Origin of the sequence: Haladaptatus sp. DYF46 (assembly GCF_021083305.1) — an archaeon.
Taxonomy (GTDB): domain Archaea; phylum Halobacteriota; class Halobacteria; order Halobacteriales; family Haladaptataceae; genus Haladaptatus.
Window position 1 is genome coordinate 829,365 of the sequence record NZ_JAJFAY010000001.1, and the last position, 14,336, is coordinate 843,700.

The 14,336-nt window shown below is 58.0% G+C and carries 18 protein-coding genes and 2 tRNA genes; 18 read left to right on the forward strand and 2 right to left on the reverse strand.

Translation table 11 applies throughout. The annotated features are described in order from the left end of the window. Nucleotides 1–96: 96 nt before the first annotated feature. Both LJF34_RS04670 and LJF34_RS04675 read left to right on the forward strand, forming a co-directional pair. Nucleotides 97–3,477: a PKD domain-containing protein gene (locus tag LJF34_RS04670; RefSeq protein ID WP_231183599.1), complete on the forward strand. Its 3,381-nt coding sequence runs from the start codon at nucleotides 97–99 to the stop codon at nucleotides 3,475–3,477. Between the two features lie 222 nt (nucleotides 3,478–3,699). Beyond that, the gene (locus LJF34_RS04675; protein ID WP_231183600.1) at nucleotides 3,700–4,461 is read left to right on the forward strand and encodes a hypothetical protein; all 762 of its coding nucleotides are present in this window, start codon (nucleotides 3,700–3,702) and stop codon (nucleotides 4,459–4,461) included. Between the two features lie 30 nt (nucleotides 4,462–4,491). Here LJF34_RS04675 and LJF34_RS04680 read toward each other — a convergent pair whose 3' ends face one another. Further along, complete coding sequence (locus tag LJF34_RS04680; RefSeq protein WP_231183601.1) at nucleotides 4,492–4,710, reverse strand: hypothetical protein; 219 nt, start codon at nucleotides 4,708–4,710, stop codon at nucleotides 4,492–4,494. A gap of 3 nt (nucleotides 4,711–4,713) precedes the next feature. Further along, on the reverse strand, nucleotides 4,714–5,754 hold the full coding sequence (locus LJF34_RS04685) for an Mrp/NBP35 family ATP-binding protein (protein WP_231183602.1): 1,041 nt from the start codon (nucleotides 5,752–5,754) through the stop codon (nucleotides 4,714–4,716). A gap of 172 nt (nucleotides 5,755–5,926) precedes the next feature. Between LJF34_RS04685 and moaA the strand changes: the two genes are divergently transcribed. The 16 genes from moaA (at nucleotide 5,927) to rpsB (ending at nucleotide 14,290) form a co-directional block, all read left to right on the forward strand. Next, on the forward strand, nucleotides 5,927–6,886 hold the full coding sequence (gene moaA / locus LJF34_RS04690) for a GTP 3',8-cyclase MoaA (protein WP_231183603.1): 960 nt from the start codon (nucleotides 5,927–5,929) through the stop codon (nucleotides 6,884–6,886). Nucleotides 6,887–7,016: 130 nt separating this feature from the next. After that, nucleotides 7,017–7,793, forward strand: coding sequence for a succinylglutamate desuccinylase/aspartoacylase family protein (locus LJF34_RS04695; RefSeq protein ID WP_231183605.1), 777 nt, complete (start codon nucleotides 7,017–7,019; stop codon nucleotides 7,791–7,793). Next, nucleotides 7,790–8,083, forward strand: a complete 294-nt coding sequence (locus LJF34_RS04700; protein ID WP_231183606.1) for a hypothetical protein — start codon at nucleotides 7,790–7,792, stop codon at nucleotides 8,081–8,083. Before LJF34_RS04695 ends, LJF34_RS04700 begins: the two co-directional genes overlap by 4 nt. A gap of 82 nt (nucleotides 8,084–8,165) precedes the next feature. Then, nucleotides 8,166–8,250: transfer RNA gene (locus LJF34_RS04705), tRNA-Ser, on the forward strand. A 16-nt stretch (nucleotides 8,251–8,266) separates the two neighbouring features. Further along, on the forward strand, nucleotides 8,267–8,773 hold the full coding sequence (locus LJF34_RS04710) for a 30S ribosomal protein S13 (protein ID WP_231183607.1): 507 nt from the start codon (nucleotides 8,267–8,269) through the stop codon (nucleotides 8,771–8,773). Beyond that, complete coding sequence (locus LJF34_RS04715; RefSeq protein WP_231183608.1) at nucleotides 8,773–9,294, forward strand: 30S ribosomal protein S4; 522 nt, start codon at nucleotides 8,773–8,775, stop codon at nucleotides 9,292–9,294. The genes LJF34_RS04710 and LJF34_RS04715 overlap by 1 nt, the downstream gene beginning before the upstream one ends. Continuing rightward, on the forward strand, nucleotides 9,291–9,677 hold the full coding sequence (locus LJF34_RS04720; RefSeq protein WP_007978883.1) for a 30S ribosomal protein S11: 387 nt from the start codon (nucleotides 9,291–9,293) through the stop codon (nucleotides 9,675–9,677). The genes LJF34_RS04715 and LJF34_RS04720 overlap by 4 nt, the downstream gene beginning before the upstream one ends. 3 nt (nucleotides 9,678–9,680) lie before the next feature. Continuing rightward, a complete protein-coding gene (locus tag LJF34_RS04725) occupies nucleotides 9,681–10,427 on the forward strand; it encodes a DNA-directed RNA polymerase subunit D (protein WP_231183609.1) in 747 nt (248 codons plus the stop codon). Nucleotides 10,428–10,619: 192 nt separating this feature from the next. Next, nucleotides 10,620–10,704, forward strand: a tRNA-Leu gene (locus LJF34_RS04730). Between the two features lie 30 nt (nucleotides 10,705–10,734). Continuing rightward, nucleotides 10,735–11,088, forward strand: a complete 354-nt coding sequence (locus LJF34_RS04735) for a 50S ribosomal protein L18e (RefSeq protein WP_231183610.1) — start codon at nucleotides 10,735–10,737, stop codon at nucleotides 11,086–11,088. Next, on the forward strand, nucleotides 11,085–11,522 hold the full coding sequence (locus LJF34_RS04740) for a 50S ribosomal protein L13 (RefSeq protein ID WP_231183611.1): 438 nt from the start codon (nucleotides 11,085–11,087) through the stop codon (nucleotides 11,520–11,522). Before LJF34_RS04735 ends, LJF34_RS04740 begins: the two co-directional genes overlap by 4 nt. Further along, the gene (locus LJF34_RS04745) at nucleotides 11,516–11,911 is read left to right on the forward strand and encodes a 30S ribosomal protein S9 (protein WP_231183612.1); all 396 of its coding nucleotides are present in this window, start codon (nucleotides 11,516–11,518) and stop codon (nucleotides 11,909–11,911) included. The genes LJF34_RS04740 and LJF34_RS04745 overlap by 7 nt, the downstream gene beginning before the upstream one ends. A 12-nt stretch (nucleotides 11,912–11,923) precedes the next feature. Continuing rightward, nucleotides 11,924–12,124: a DNA-directed RNA polymerase subunit N gene (locus tag LJF34_RS04750; RefSeq protein WP_231183614.1), complete on the forward strand. Its 201-nt coding sequence runs from the start codon at nucleotides 11,924–11,926 to the stop codon at nucleotides 12,122–12,124. After that, a complete protein-coding gene (locus LJF34_RS04755) occupies nucleotides 12,124–12,306 on the forward strand; it encodes a DNA-directed RNA polymerase subunit K (RefSeq protein WP_231183616.1) in 183 nt (60 codons plus the stop codon). The genes LJF34_RS04750 and LJF34_RS04755 overlap by 1 nt, the downstream gene beginning before the upstream one ends. Further along, complete coding sequence (gene eno, locus LJF34_RS04760; RefSeq protein ID WP_231183618.1) at nucleotides 12,303–13,514, forward strand: phosphopyruvate hydratase; 1,212 nt, start codon at nucleotides 12,303–12,305, stop codon at nucleotides 13,512–13,514. Before LJF34_RS04755 ends, eno begins: the two co-directional genes overlap by 4 nt. Beyond that, nucleotides 13,511–14,290, forward strand: coding sequence for a 30S ribosomal protein S2 (rpsB, locus tag LJF34_RS04765; RefSeq protein ID WP_231183620.1), 780 nt, complete (start codon nucleotides 13,511–13,513; stop codon nucleotides 14,288–14,290). Before eno ends, rpsB begins: the two co-directional genes overlap by 4 nt. Nucleotides 14,291–14,336: the final 46 nt, after the last annotated feature.

The following is a 14,336-nucleotide window of genomic DNA, read 5'->3' on the forward strand; positions in this document are numbered from 1 at the left end:
TCGTTGCATTGTTCTCTCTTTCTACTACTTCAACATATAGAAGAAGATAAATCAAATAACTTTTTAAAGTAAAGGGATACAAAATCCGTCGAACGAATGAATCGAGTCGTTTCAAGCACCCTCGTGCTACTACTTCTCGCCACGTCGGTTCTCCCGTCAGTAACGACGGCAAACGAACCGCCCCTCGCGGACGCTGGACTCGACCAGCACGTCTCGCGCGGAAGCACAGTTCTCCTCGACGCAACCGGCTCTCACGACCCGGACGGGACTATCGAGCGATACGACTGGTCGATAGAAACCCGCGGCGGGCGAACCATCACACCGAATTGCCCGAATTGCTCTCGAACCCGATTCCGACCGAACGCCGTCGGGACGTACATCGTTTCCGTGACGGTTACCGACGATGACGGTGCGAAACGCCGAGACACACTCTACGTCACCGTTTCTCCGGGAGCGGGCCCAGAGGTGGATGTCTCGGGTCCGGAAACTCCTCGAGTAGGAGAGCAAGCCATCTACTCCGCAACCGTCGATGCCGGTTCCGCTCCGCTCGACCACATCGTTTGGTCGCTCGACGGGACGACGATCGCAACCGATTCGCTTTCGGAAGCAAACGATGTCGACACCATCACGAGATCGTTTCCGAACACCGGTACACGAACCATTACCGCCACCGTGTACGATTCGGACGGGCAAACCGATACCGAATCGTTCGACCTGTCTATTCGACGGAGTCGAAACCAACCTCAACCGACGCCCGATTCTCCCTCACCTACCCCAATCGCTGAGGGATACCTGCCGACGATTACCGGCGACAAGGAAGTTACAGGGACACGGCCGCTTCGAGGGTCCTACAGTGTGCAATCCGCACCCAGTTCGAGCCACGTTCGTTCTATCAGTTGGTTCGGGGACGGCGCTCGACTTGGAAGCGGGAGATCGCTCACGACCGATTGGGAACCAGGGGACCATTCCTTGTATGCGATGGTCACATATTCGGATGGATCCAACGACATCGCCCGCTTTTCAGACGGGTCAACGACCGTTGTCGCCGACCCCAAACCCAGCGTCGAGTTGCCATCGCTGGACAGTTACGGTGCAGTTTCCGGCCGCGCCACTGCGTCGGATTCGTACGATAACCTTCGGTCGGTACACGTCCGACTCGGCGGAACGGAGATCGGCCATACCAAGATGGATGCTACTTCTCCCGGGAGAATGCAGCACTACCGGACGGTGTCGTTCGACTCCCAAAAGTTCGAAGCAGGGAAGCAGTACACGCTCACCGTGACCGCCGTCGACACACGAGGGCAAACGAGTACGCTTGAACGAACGCTAACTCCCGCAAAAATGCCGGAGATCATCCAGTCAGGCTTCGTGAAAAACAATGTTGACTCGTACGACGAGCGGATCGATCCGAAGCGGTACACTGCACATCACGTCACGAAGATAGATCTGAATGGAGTTGATCCGGAGGATGTTGAAATTCGATTTGGTGGAAAGAAAAAGGGCGTGATGAAAATGTCTAAAAAAGTGGAAAAAAATCAAGATGCCATAATTGTCGACTCATATTGGTGTGGTGAGAATCCAAATGAATACAAAATATTAGAAAAAATCTCTGTGAAAAACCCTTGGCATGATAATACAGAATGGTCTACTGAGATAGAGAATATTCTCCATGTACAACCTAGCCCCCCCGAAATCCGACTTACAGTCATCAACGATGGAACAACCGGCTATAACCCATCGAATTGGGGGATGGTTGTTGATGCGAGCGACTCTTTTGACCCGGATGGATCTGATTTGAAGTTCACTTGGAAAAAAGGTGCTGAGCCAATTAAACCCGATAACATGACTGCGAAATTTCGATCGGTCGAGTTTGCTGAGCTAGAAGTTGAGGATGAATATGGCCTCACCTCTCGTCGCCAGTATAACTTCCTCGATGACTACGTACCGAACGTCCAAGACGTTACTGTCCTATCGGAAGGACCCTACAAACCGAACGACACCGTGCGTTTGCGAATTACTACGAATCCGTATCAATTCAGTAAAAACAGCTACCATCTGTACTACAATCTGGGGGTGTCTATCGAAGGTGCCACGGGGACTGTTGCTGAATGGCAGAAAAGATTTATATCTCCGGATGAATATAACGCTAGCGATCCACGGTTCTACACAGGTGTCGTGGAAATCCCCGCGTCTGAGCTTTTCGATCCGAGCGAGCGTCCGAAACTCCGAGTCTATAATCAAGACAAGCCGGAGACGAATAAAGAGGTCGAAATTCCGGAGGTCGAGGTGTTACGGACATACGGAACGGTCTGGCAGAATCCTCGAATAAAGAGTACGGAGTATCTGGTCAAACGACCGACTTATAAGTGGAAACTCGCAACGTCGCCCTCGAAACGCGACAACTACCTTTCGAAGGGGTACACGATTGACTCGAAGAGTCGTGACGGCTTCGAATATACTCTTGAAGAGCGCAAAAAAGTGAAGGATGCGAAATACGAGGATGTGGACCGCTCGTTCTCGAATGAACTACAGCAGTCCGCATTCCTACAAGGACATCCGGACTGGTGGTCCACGGGTCGTGAAGCGGAAAAACACACTTACACGACCACCGAACACGAATGGCGCGATTCGAAATCGGGTAGAGGAACATTCACTGGAAGAACGCGCCGGGTGCAAACGCACCCACCCGAGTATCGAACGTTGAAGGAATATGCTCACGAGTACAGAGTGGAGAAAACGGGAACGAGAACGGTCAGGAAGACAAGACAAGTCGAAGTGACGAAAACGGACACGAAGTACGTGATGCAGTGCAGTCCGTACGGAATCTGCCTCGAAGTCCCGGAGGAGTACACGTACACGACGACGGTCACGAGAACCTACACGACGACAAAGGAGTACACGTATACGGTGTCCAGGACGAGCACCTACTGGTCGTACCAAAAGTTCCACTTCGATGATTGGGCCACGGGGAATCGAAAACGAGTGAAGGTCGAGGACGCCGAATACAAGACGCAGTATCGATTCGAGTATTCGGAACGGCATACCCGCGTCGACTACACCTACGGTGTACAAACTCGAGAAAAGGTTCGAGATGCTCAGTACGAGTGGCAACAAAAGTCCACCACAGCGAAGCGGGATGTCGCGATGTCGCTCACTCAAGCGGACAACTGGCGTATCGGAAGCTATCGTCCAAAAATAACATGGAGTCTGAAGAAATCAACCGGTACTAAAACTGCAACTGTTGACCATCATCTGGAAAAGGATACCGTCGTGATGACCTATGTGACTGCAAAAGTCGATGTCGTTCATCAGTATGTGACTCAGGATGGAAAGATTCAGAATGATACGGTAGGAGACAAGATCATTGATGAGTCCTATCAGAATTTCCTGACTCAGCCTCAGATCCGTAGCCGACTTAGACGCTCCAAGAAAAAAGATGAGAACAAATGCACTGGGAGGGACCCTTGTATAGAATAGTTCACCAATCTTAAATAATAAAAGGGAAAATACAGATATATGAAGGGAAAAGTACACTCGTTAATCATTCTTTTGTTAGTTATAGCTAGTGTTAGTATTCCAATAGTGAATGCTGACATTGCCAAACCGTCTTCAAATTGTCCTGCCCCAAAGCAAGACGAAATAAGGATTATTCAGTCATTTAATCATCTCTGTGTCAAATCTCATCTCTCAGGAGAAGAAATGGTTATCAACGTAAAAAATCCATCTGGAGAGTATGTTGGGAAATCTGGTATCGTTATACAAGTTGATGGAACCGATTACTATGAGAACTCATTTTCAATTCGGTCTGGAGAAGAGCTGAATTATAATATTAACATAACTGACGGATTGGATGTACTTGAGAACAAACACACTACTACTGTTTCTACATACGGTAATTACACCACCTACAACTTCACCAAGAAAATCAACGCTTCGGCAACAGAGGAAATCCCGACTCCATACATCGAAAACGTCACCGTAGCTGATGGAACGATTGACGGGGAACCATCCGCTGTCGCCTACGTGACACTAGTTAACCCATCTATTCGCCGGTATCCTACGAAGTTGTTCGTCCACACTATTGGAACGGACGGCAGTTACTATACACCGTCACCACAACCCAACAATTCGACGACAGTGAAGGTCGAGTTGCTCGACAAACGTGGTGCGAAGATCGCGGGTGAAGTTCGTCTGTACACCGGCAACCTCACGAACAAGCAGGGTGGACTCGACCAGGTCGGATTCGTCGGGAAAGCGGGGGAGGGGACGAAACAGTGGAACGAATCGTTCCAGCCGGTTCGTCCGACGTGGATGAACAACCACTACGAGTACGAAAACGACACGTACTCCCAAAGTCTCGGTGAAAAGCTAAGCGCGAACCATAAAGTCGGTGGCATTCCGGTGTTCTACCTCGGGATGGTCGTCCTCGTCGGTGTGTTTTTCATTCGACGCTGGCGATAGAACCTCCGGAGTGGGTTATCGACTGGTCTATCAATCGGTCTCTTCTTTCGTCCGAATGATTTGGCGCATGTTGAGGAAGATGTCACGCGGCGTCGTCTCCTCGTCGGGATCGAACAGGTCGCTGACCCGGTAGAGCATCGCGGCGACTAATTTGCTCTCGCTCGACTCGCCGCGGATGTCGTCGCCGATGTCCCGCAGCGTCTGCATTCTCTCCTCATCGGGGTCGAACGATTCCGTCTCGTGTGCCATGGTTCACTCCTGTTGCTGTCGGCGGCGGTTGATGATACCGACGTTGTTGGCGACGTTTTCGGTCAGGGTGCGGAACGCACCTCCGGTGTCGCTGTCGTCGTCGAGGACGATGGGTGTTCCTTCGTCGCCGCCGCTTCGAACGGAGGGGTCGAGCGGAATCGAACCGAGGAAGGGCATGTCGTGGTCCTCGGCGAACTCGACTCCGCCGCCGTGACCGAAGATGTCGTGTTCGCTGCCGCAGTCCGGGCATTTGAAGGTACTCATGTTCTCGGCGATTCCGAGAACGGGGGTGTCGTGCTTTCCGAACATTTGCAGCCCCTTGTTCGCGTCGTCGAGCGCGACCTGTTGGGGTGTCGTGACGATGACGGCGCCGGTGACGGGGACGCTCTGAAGGAGCGTTAGCTGTGTATCGCCGGTCCCGGGCGGCAAGTCGACGACCATGTAGTCTAACTGGCCCCATTCGACATCTTCCCAGAGTTGGGTGAGGACTTTGTGAACCATGGGGCCGCGCCAAATCACGGGGTCGTCCTTCCCGGTGAGGAACGCCATACTCATCAGTTTCACACCGAACTTCACCGGCGGGACGAGTTGTTGTTCCTCGGTGGCTCGTGGTCGTTCGTTGGCATCGACCATTCGAGGAACGTTGGGACCGTACACGTCGGCGTCGAACAGACCGACGCGAGCGCCGAGGTTGGCGAGTCCCGCGGCGAGGTTGACCGCGACGGTGCTTTTACCGACGCCACCCTTTCCGGATGCGACCGCGATGATGTTTTTGACGCCGGGAAGCACTTGCTCTTCCGGCGAGAGTTGGGTATCGACGCGCGCCGAGAGTTCGGTATCGATCCCCTCGTCGCCGAGCGCTTCGCGGACGCGACTGGCGATCTCGGATTCGTGGGGTGCGTACGGCGCACCGAGCGCGAGTGAAATCCGTGCTGTCCCCTCTTCGACCGTCACGTCGTTTACGAGGCCGAGAGAGACGATATCTTCGCCGAGGTCGGGGTCTTCGACCGTCCGAAGAACCGTTCGAACGTCAGTTTCATCCATGTGATGACGTTACGGTTCGATTTGTCGATAAGGCTTGTGAAGGCGAAGGACGTGACTCTCCGAATAATGGGATCGGTTTCCACTAGCTGTGGGGCAATCCGTAATCGAATTCGGTTACATTCGGGGCGCTTTCGCCCACGACTTTAAGAATCAGTGGGAATAAATTGGGATGATGCTCGAAGATTCGTTCGGGCGCGAAGTTACGGGGGTACGCGTTTCGCTGACCGACCGGTGTAATTTCGACTGCGTCTACTGCCACAACGAGGGGTTGGGAGACACGCGGGGACCGATGGAACCGGGTGACGACGAGATGGGTACCGACGACGTTGTTAGGTTTCTGGAAGTCGCCCGCGAGTTCGACGTCGGAAAGGTGAAATTTACCGGCGGCGAGCCGATGCTCCGCGAGGATTTGGAGGAGATAATCCGTCGGACGCCGGATGGCATGGAAACGTCTCTGACGACAAACGGGACGTTCCTCCCGGGACGGGCGGAGGAACTTCGGGAAGCGGGTCTCTCCAGAGTAAACGTCTCACAGGACGCACTCGACCCGAAAGAGTTCGCGGAGGTGACGAAGAGCGGTGCATACGACAAGGTACTCGAAGGCGTCGAGGCGGCGCTCGATGCGGGGCTCGATCCGGTAAAGCTCAACATGGTCGTCTTCGAGGCGACGGCGGGGTACGTTCCCAAGATGGTCGACCACGTCGCGGAGAACGATGGCTTGCAGTTGCAACTCATCGAGTACATGCCCGAGTTGACCGGTAACCCCGAGTGGGCCATCGACATCCAGCGAGTTCACGATTGGCTCGAAGAACAGGCGGACGAGATAGAAATCCGCGAGATGCACGGGCGAAAGCGATACTGGGTCGGAGACGGAATGGTAGAAATCGTCGATCCGGTGGAGAACCCGAGTTTTTGTTCGAACTGCCATCGCGTGCGCGTCACGCACGAAGGATTTCTCAAGGGATGTCTCAACCGCAACGACGACTTGCGGCCGATGGGCGAAATGACGAAACCCGAAATCCGGTCGGCGTTCCATGAGACGGTGGCGAATCGGGTCCCGTACTACGGTGAGTACATGGTCCGAAACGACGACGGGGAGTGGGAGATAAACGACCAGTACATCGACGCCTGAAGGCGTTTTCGTCCGTTCCTGTTCCGTTCTCGTTCCGTTCTCGTTCCGGTTTCCTTCGCTATCGATGTTCAGACTCGCCACGCACGCGAGGGCGACAAGGTTGATAGTACTCGCCTGCGGGGATTTTCGTATGCGACGCCGCTCACTGCTTTCGAAGGCGGGCGTATTTCTCGCCGGAAGTACGGCGATGTCCGTCGCCGGAAGTGGACTGGAGAGTCCCGAACCGTCGTATCGAATCCTCCCGGAGACGAAGTACGAAACAGGTGTATTCGTTCGGGAGGGGGCCGACGACGGCCCGACGGCTATGGTCGTCGGAGGGATACACGGGGACGAACAGTGTGGCTATCGTGCCGCGAACGATATCGCGGGGTGGCAAATCGACCGAGGGAAGTTAGTGGTGCTACCGAAGGCGAATCGGGTGGCGATTCGGAAAAACCGACGCGAGGGCGAACACGGTGACTTGAACCGCCAGTTTCCGACCGGCGAGGAACCGGAGACGGAGTTGGCCCGTGCCATCTGGAACGTGGTCGAGCGACACGACCCGGATGTGGTCCTCGATTTACACCGGTCGGTCGGCATCTACGGCTATCACGAGTCGTCGGTCGGGCAGGTGATTTGGCCGACTGACGCCGGAAACGCGAGCGAGTACGCGAACCGGACGACGAAGGAGTTGAACGGGAGCGTCGTCCCGTGGTACATGCCGTTTCACGAGTATCGTCGCGGCGGCGAACTCGACGGGTCGAGACCGATGTTGGTGCACAAGGTGGCGGGCGAACTCGACCGCCCCGGGTACATCGTGGAGACGACGGAGTTCTTCCTCGATGCCGACACGCGCGTTCGATGGGAGCGTGCGGCGGCGACCGACCTCCTCTCTCGTCACGGTATCGAACAGCGAGGGGACTCATGAGTGGAACCGTGAACGTGCGTCGATTGTTCGGCGGGCGGGCCGTCTGGGGATGGTATCTCCTGTTGGTCGGTCCGGTCGCCCTCGGCGCGTTCGACACTCGATTGATGACGCCACTCGCCCTGCCGGGGTACGTCGCGCTCACCATCGGAAGTGCGTTCGGGAGTCGCCTGTTTCCGACGCTCGAACTGTGGGTGTTCTGGGGGCCGCTTCTCGTCGGTGCCTATTTCGTGTCCGTGGCGCTTGCGGCGGCCTCTCATGCGGTTCGGGAGACATTCGTTGCGTTTAAATAGTAACCACCGGTAGATTGCAGTGCAGACACCTGTAGGGGCACGCGTCCCGAGTCCGGAAGGGCGAACATACACGAACGAGTGTGTCGAGGTAGCCTAGTCTGGCCCACGGCGCAGGGTTGCTAACTCTGTGGCGTCAAGCCTCGAGGGTTCGAATCCCTCCCTCGACGCTCCAAACTATCAACTATGAGTAGCGAACAACCACAGGACGAAGACGACGACCTTCGGTACTTCGTCCGCATCGGGCAAACTGACCTCGATGGGACGAAGACCGTAGAGCGGTCCCTCTCCGGAATGAACGGGATCGGTCGTCGAACGGCCCGAATCGTCGCCGAGGAGGCGGACGTCGACCGAACGGCGACGTTCGGCCGACTCGACGAGGACGACATCGAGCGTGTCGTCGAGGCCGTCGAAAATTACGCCGACGAAGTTCCTGAGTGGCTCACGAACCACCGAAAGGAATACTTCTCCGGCGAGACGACCCACGAGACTGGTAACGACCTGTCGATGTCCCGACGTCGGGACCTCAACAGGATGCAGATGATCGACTCCTACAAAGGCGTCCGACACAAGCGTGGACAGAAAGTTCGCGGTCAGCGAACCAAGTCCACGGGTCGTACCGAGGGTACGATCGGTGTCAACGTCGAGGAGATCAAAGAGGCCGCGGCGGCCGAGGAAGAGGGTGACGAATAATGTCCCTTCCCGGTGAGAACACCAAGTTCTACGAGACGCCGAATCACCCGTTCCAGGGCGAGCGCATCGCCGAGGAACACGGTCTGATGGACCGATACGGCTTGAAGAACAAGGAAGAGCTCTGGCGAACCCAGAGTGAACTTCGCAACTACCGCCGCGAGGCACGGTCCCTTCTCGGGGACATCTCCGGCGACGAAGAGAGCGAAAGCGACGAGTTCCTGTCGCGTTTGAAGCGACTCGGCATCCTCGGCGATGGCGACGAACTCGGCGACGTTCTGCTCCTCGACATCACCGACGTGCTGGAGCGCCGTCTCCAGACCGTCGCGTACCGAAAGGGCCTCGCCCACACGCCGAAACAGGCGCGTCAGTTCATCACCCACGGTCACGTGACGGTGAACGGTCAGCGCGTGTCGGTTCCGTCGTACAAGGTCGAGATCGACGAGGAGGCCGACATCTCCTTCGACGAGCACAGCCCGCTTGCGGACGAACTGCACCCCGAACGGTCGGAGGGTAACGAATGAGCGACAACGACGAAACCTGGGGCATCGCCCACGTACACGCATCGTTCAACAACACCATCATCACCATCACGGACCTCACGGGTGCCGAGACGGTCGCGAAGTCGTCCGGTGGCTCGGTCGTGAAGCAGAACCGTGATGAGTCCTCGCCGTACGCGGCCATGCAGATGGCCGAAACGGTCGCCGAAGAGGTCAAAGCGGCTGGCATCGACGGCCTGCACATTCGCGTGCGCGGCCCCGGTGGCAACCTGCAGCAGAATCCCGGTCCCGGTGCGCAGGCGACGATTCGAGCGCTCGCCCGTGCCGGCATCGAAATCGGTCGTATCGAGGACGTAACACCGATCCCGCACGACGGTACCCGCGCACCGAAAGGTAGTGGATTCTAACCCATGACCGAAGACTTCGACGTAGAGTTCATCGACCGCGGCGAACGCAAGGCGCGATTCCTCGTCCGCAACGTCACTCCGGCGTTCGCGAACGGGATTCGCCGAGCGATGATAGCGGACGTTCCGACGCTGTCCATCGACACGCTCCGAGTCATCGAGAACTCCTCGGTGATGTTCGACGAGCAGATCGGACTGCGTCTCGGACTCGTTCCGCTGACGACGCCGCCCGGAGAGTTCGAGGAGGGCGACACGGTAACGCTCAGCCTCGACGTTTCCGGGCCGGGAACCGCGTTCTCGGGCGACCTCATCAGCTCGGACGAGATGGTGCATCCCGCCGACGATAACGTTCCGATCATCGACCTGAAAGAGGGTCAGCGTCTCGAACTCGAAGCCGACGCGATTCTCGGTTCGGGGAAGGACCACGCCAAACACCAAGGTGGCGTCGCGGTCGGCTATCGGCACCTGCAGCGCGTCGAAGTCGTCGGCGACCGGGACGAGTTCGGGGAAGAGGAACCCCAAATCCTTCGCGGAACCATCGAAAACGATGGCGAACTCGTCCCGACGGAGACGTTCGACCACGACCTCACTCAGCGGTTCCCCGGTAAGGAAGTCGAGGTTCACGACGTTCCGAACGCCTTCGTGTTCGACGTGGAAAGCGACGGCTCGTTCACCGTCGAAGAGCTGGTGACGCAGGCCGTCGATTCGCTCACCGAACGTGCGGACGAACTCGAACAGGCAATTCAACTATAACCATGACCGGCCCTTACAACCTCCCTGACGAGTCCGCCGATTCGACGGAGAGTTTCGACTCCCGGAATCGCCGGACCCGCGGACGATGGACGTTCGCGGAAGTCGAGGCGTCCGCCTCGGCAATCGAAAGTGGTTTTAAGGGCCACGGACAACACTGTGTTGCCCGCGAGGGTGCGCACGTGTTCTCAGCGTGCAGGGATAGCCAAGTCTGGCCAACGGCGCAGCGTTCAGGGCGCTGTCTCGTAGGAGTCCGCAGGTTCAAATCCTGCTCCCTGCACTTCAGTTCTCAGTACTTGGAGGAAGTAGCATGAGTAAAACTAACCCGAGGCTCAGTAGTCTCATCGCCGAACTCAAGTCGGTGTCCCGTGATTCGGACGCCGACGTGTGGACCGACGTTGCAGCACGCCTCGAGAAACCACGGAGTACGCACGCGGAGGTCAACCTGGGCCGCATCGAGCGGTATGCACAGGAAGACGAGACCGTCATCGTACCCGGCAAGGTTCTCGGTAGCGGCGTCCTGCAGAAGAACGTCACTGTTGCTGCGGTCGACTTCTCGTCGACTGCGGAGACGAAGATCCAGCAGGCAAACGGCGAACCGATCCAACTCGAACAGGCAATCGAACAAAATCCCAGCGGTTCCGACGTGCGGGTGATTCGATGAGCATCGCAGAATTCGACGCAGATGTCGTCGTCGACGCGCGCGACTGTATTCTCGGTCGCGTCGCAAGCAAGGTTGCACAGCGTGCGATGGACGGCGAGACGATCGCCGTCGTCAACGCCGAGCAAGCTATCATCACGGGCGGCAAACAGGACGTATTGAACAAATTCGAGACGCGCTTCAATCTCAGCTCCGATCAGGGGCCGTACTATCCGAAGCGCCCGGACATGCTCGCAAAGCGCTCGATTCGGGGAATGGTCCCGTACAAGAAGCCACGGGGGCGCGAAGCCTTCGAGAACGTGCGTGTCTACGTCGGCAACCCGTACGACGAGGACGGCGAAATCCTCGACGGAACGTCGCTGGACCGACTCTCGAACATCCGCTTCGTCCAGCTGGGCGAAGTCAGCGAATACCTAGGTGCTAACGTCACATGGTAACGAACACGAGCGGAAAGAAGAAGACGGCCATCGCTCGCGCCACGGTTACGGACGGCGAGGGTCGCGTACGGATCAACTCGAAGCCAGTCGAACTGGTGGAGCCGGAGATGGCTCGCCTCAAGATGCTCGAACCGTTCCGCATCGCGGACGACGAGCGAGAGGAAGTCGACGTTGAAGTGAGCGTTTCGGGTGGCGGAACCACCGGACAGGCAGACGCCGTCCGCACCGCCATCGCGCGCGGTCTCGTCCAGTACATGGGTGACGCCGAACTCCGTGATGCGTTCATGGAGTTCGACCGTTCCCTGTTGGTCAACGACGTCCGCCAGTCCGAACCGAAGAAGTGGGGCGGCCCCGGTGCCCGCGCCCGCTACCAGAAGTCCTACCGTTAAGGTGATTACCCCATGATGATCCCAGTCCGGTGTTTCACGTGTGGCAACGTAGTGAGCGAACACTGGCAGGAGTACAAGGCGCGCGCCGAGACACAGATGGGCAACGAAGACCCCGGTAAGGTCCTCGACGACCTCGGTGTCGAACGCCACTGCTGCCGGCGGATGATCGTCGCTCACAAAGACCTCGTGGACATCGTCGCACCCTACCAGTAATGGCTCAACAACGATACTCCCGATACGAAAAAGCACGAATCCTCGGTGCACGCGCACTGCAGGTTTCGTATGGCGCACCCGTCCTCATCGAGACGGACGAGTCCCAGCCGATACTCATCGCGGCGGAGGAGTACGACGCTGGCGCACTGCCGTTCTCCGTTCGGCGTGGGGAGGCGGAATGACGCGCATCGAAGCCGTTCGTCTGCGCGAGATACTCGACTCCCGTGGCAACACGACCGTCGAGGCGGACGTGCTGACCGAGAGCGGCGGATTCGGCCGTGCTGCCGCGCCGAGCGGCGCGAGCACGGGCGAGTACGAAGCTATCGAACTCGACACGAACGAGGCGATCGCGTCCGCCCGTGAACTCGCGGTTCCGCGACTCGAAGGGAGCGTCTACGTCGGCGACCAGCGCGACGTGGACCGGACCCTGCGTGCCGCGGACGGAACGGACAACTTCTCCGAAATCGGCGCGAACAGCGCCGTCGCCATCAGCATGGCCGCTGCGAAGGCCGCGGCGGACGTACTCGGTGCACCACTCTACCAGCACCTCGGCGGTGCGTTCCGCGGCGACAACTTCCCGATTCCGTTCGGGAACGTTATCGGGGGTGGCGAACACGCCGCCGACGCCACGGCGATTCAGGAGTTCCTCTCCGCGCCGGTCGGCGCACCGAGCGTCCAAGACGCGGTGTTCGCCAACGCCGCCGTCCATCAGGAAGTCGCGGACATCCTCGATGAACGCGGTATTCCCTCGGCGAAGGGCGACGAAGGCGCGTGGGCACCGTCCATCGACGACGACGATGCGTTCGAAGTCATGCAGGAAGCCGTCTCGACCGTCTCCGACGAATTCGGATTCGAGATTCGATTCGGTCTCGACGTGGCCGCGGCCGAGATGTACGATGCCGACGCCGACGAGTATCAGTACCGCGACCGGACGCGCTCGACCGACGAACAGATCGAGTACATCGCCGACCTCGTGAACGAGTACGACCTCGCATACGTCGAGGACCCGTTGGACGAGAACGACTACGAGGGATTCGCGAAACTCACCGACAAGGTGGGTAACGGGACCCTCATCTGTGGTGACGACCTGTTCGTCACCAACGTCGAGCGACTCTCCGATGGCATCGAGAAGGGTGCCGGAAACAGCATCCTCATCAAGCCGAATCAGATCGGTACGCTTTCGGACGCGTTCGACGCCGTCGAACTCGCGGTCGAGAACGGGTACGACCCGGTCATCTCGCATCGAAGCGGGGAGACCGAGGATACGACGATTGCACACCTCGCCGTAGCGACCGACGCGCCGTTCATCAAGACGGGTGCGGTCGGTGGCGAGCGAACCGCCAAACTCAACGAACTCATCCGAATCGAGCAGAACGTATCACGATTATGAGCGATAACGATTCCGAACAGGTAGAAGAAGAAACGGACGGTCTCGACGCCGCGGAAGAGGAGATCGACGCGGAACCGACCGGCGAGTCCGGTGCGGAACCCGAAGTCGACCCTGACGAAGACGTCGCCGCACAGGCGGACGAGACCGAAGAAGAAGACGAACCACAGTTCGACGAGGACGTTCTCGGCGACGAGGAGGCAGACCTCCTCATCCCCGTCGAGGACTACCTCGGCGCCGGTGTCCACATCGGTACGCAGCAGAAGACCGAGGACATGGAACGGTTCATCCACCGCGTTCGAACGGACGGCCTGTACGTCCTCGACGTGAGCAAGACGGACCAGCGAATCCGCACGGCGGCGAACTTCCTCGCCGACTACAACCCCGAGCAGATTCTGGTCACGTCCTCGCGCCAGTACGGGCGCTTCCCGGCCGAGAAGTTCGCCGACGCGGTCGGCGCTCGCGCTCGCACGGGTCGATTCATCCCGGGCACGCTGACGAACCCGAAGTACGACGGCTACATCGAACCCGACGTCGTCGTCGTCACCGACCCCATCGGAGACGCACAGGCGGTCAAGGAGGCCATCACGGTCGGCATCCCCGTCATCGCCATGTGTGACTCCAACAACAGCACGAGCAACGTCGACCTCGTCGTCCCGACGAACAACAAAGGTCGCAAAGCGCTGTCGGTCGTCTACTGGCTGCTCGCCAACGAGACGCTCGACCGCCGCGGTGCCGAACCCGCCTACTCGCTCGACGACTTCGAGAGCGAGATTTAATCGTCGAGTTTTCGATCCGAACCGCGCCGTTTTCCGATTCGCTCGC

Coding starts and splice junctions, on each gene's coding strand:
- LJF34_RS04670 (WP_231183599.1), top strand. CDS start 97: ATGAATCGAGTCGTTTCAAGCACCCTCGTGCTACTACTTCTCGCCACG.
- LJF34_RS04675 (WP_231183600.1), top strand. CDS start 3,700: ATGGTTATCAACGTAAAAAATCCATCTGGAGAGTATGTTGGGAAATCT.
- LJF34_RS04680 (WP_231183601.1), bottom strand. CDS start 4,710: ATGGCACACGAGACGGAATCGTTCGACCCCGATGAGGAGAGAATGCAG.
- LJF34_RS04685 (WP_231183602.1), bottom strand. CDS start 5,754: ATGGATGAAACTGACGTTCGAACGGTTCTTCGGACGGTCGAAGACCCC.
- moaA (WP_231183603.1), top strand. CDS start 5,927: ATGCTCGAAGATTCGTTCGGGCGCGAAGTTACGGGGGTACGCGTTTCG.
- LJF34_RS04695 (WP_231183605.1), top strand. CDS start 7,017: ATGCGACGCCGCTCACTGCTTTCGAAGGCGGGCGTATTTCTCGCCGGA.
- LJF34_RS04700 (WP_231183606.1), top strand. CDS start 7,790: ATGAGTGGAACCGTGAACGTGCGTCGATTGTTCGGCGGGCGGGCCGTC.
- LJF34_RS04710 (WP_231183607.1), top strand. CDS start 8,267: ATGAGTAGCGAACAACCACAGGACGAAGACGACGACCTTCGGTACTTC.
- LJF34_RS04715 (WP_231183608.1), top strand. CDS start 8,773: ATGTCCCTTCCCGGTGAGAACACCAAGTTCTACGAGACGCCGAATCAC.
- LJF34_RS04720 (WP_007978883.1), top strand. CDS start 9,291: ATGAGCGACAACGACGAAACCTGGGGCATCGCCCACGTACACGCATCG.
- LJF34_RS04725 (WP_231183609.1), top strand. CDS start 9,681: ATGACCGAAGACTTCGACGTAGAGTTCATCGACCGCGGCGAACGCAAG.
- LJF34_RS04735 (WP_231183610.1), top strand. CDS start 10,735: ATGAGTAAAACTAACCCGAGGCTCAGTAGTCTCATCGCCGAACTCAAG.
- LJF34_RS04740 (WP_231183611.1), top strand. CDS start 11,085: ATGAGCATCGCAGAATTCGACGCAGATGTCGTCGTCGACGCGCGCGAC.
- LJF34_RS04745 (WP_231183612.1), top strand. CDS start 11,516: ATGGTAACGAACACGAGCGGAAAGAAGAAGACGGCCATCGCTCGCGCC.
- LJF34_RS04750 (WP_231183614.1), top strand. CDS start 11,924: ATGATGATCCCAGTCCGGTGTTTCACGTGTGGCAACGTAGTGAGCGAA.
- LJF34_RS04755 (WP_231183616.1), top strand. CDS start 12,124: ATGGCTCAACAACGATACTCCCGATACGAAAAAGCACGAATCCTCGGT.
- eno (WP_231183618.1), top strand. CDS start 12,303: ATGACGCGCATCGAAGCCGTTCGTCTGCGCGAGATACTCGACTCCCGT.
- rpsB (WP_231183620.1), top strand. CDS start 13,511: ATGAGCGATAACGATTCCGAACAGGTAGAAGAAGAAACGGACGGTCTC.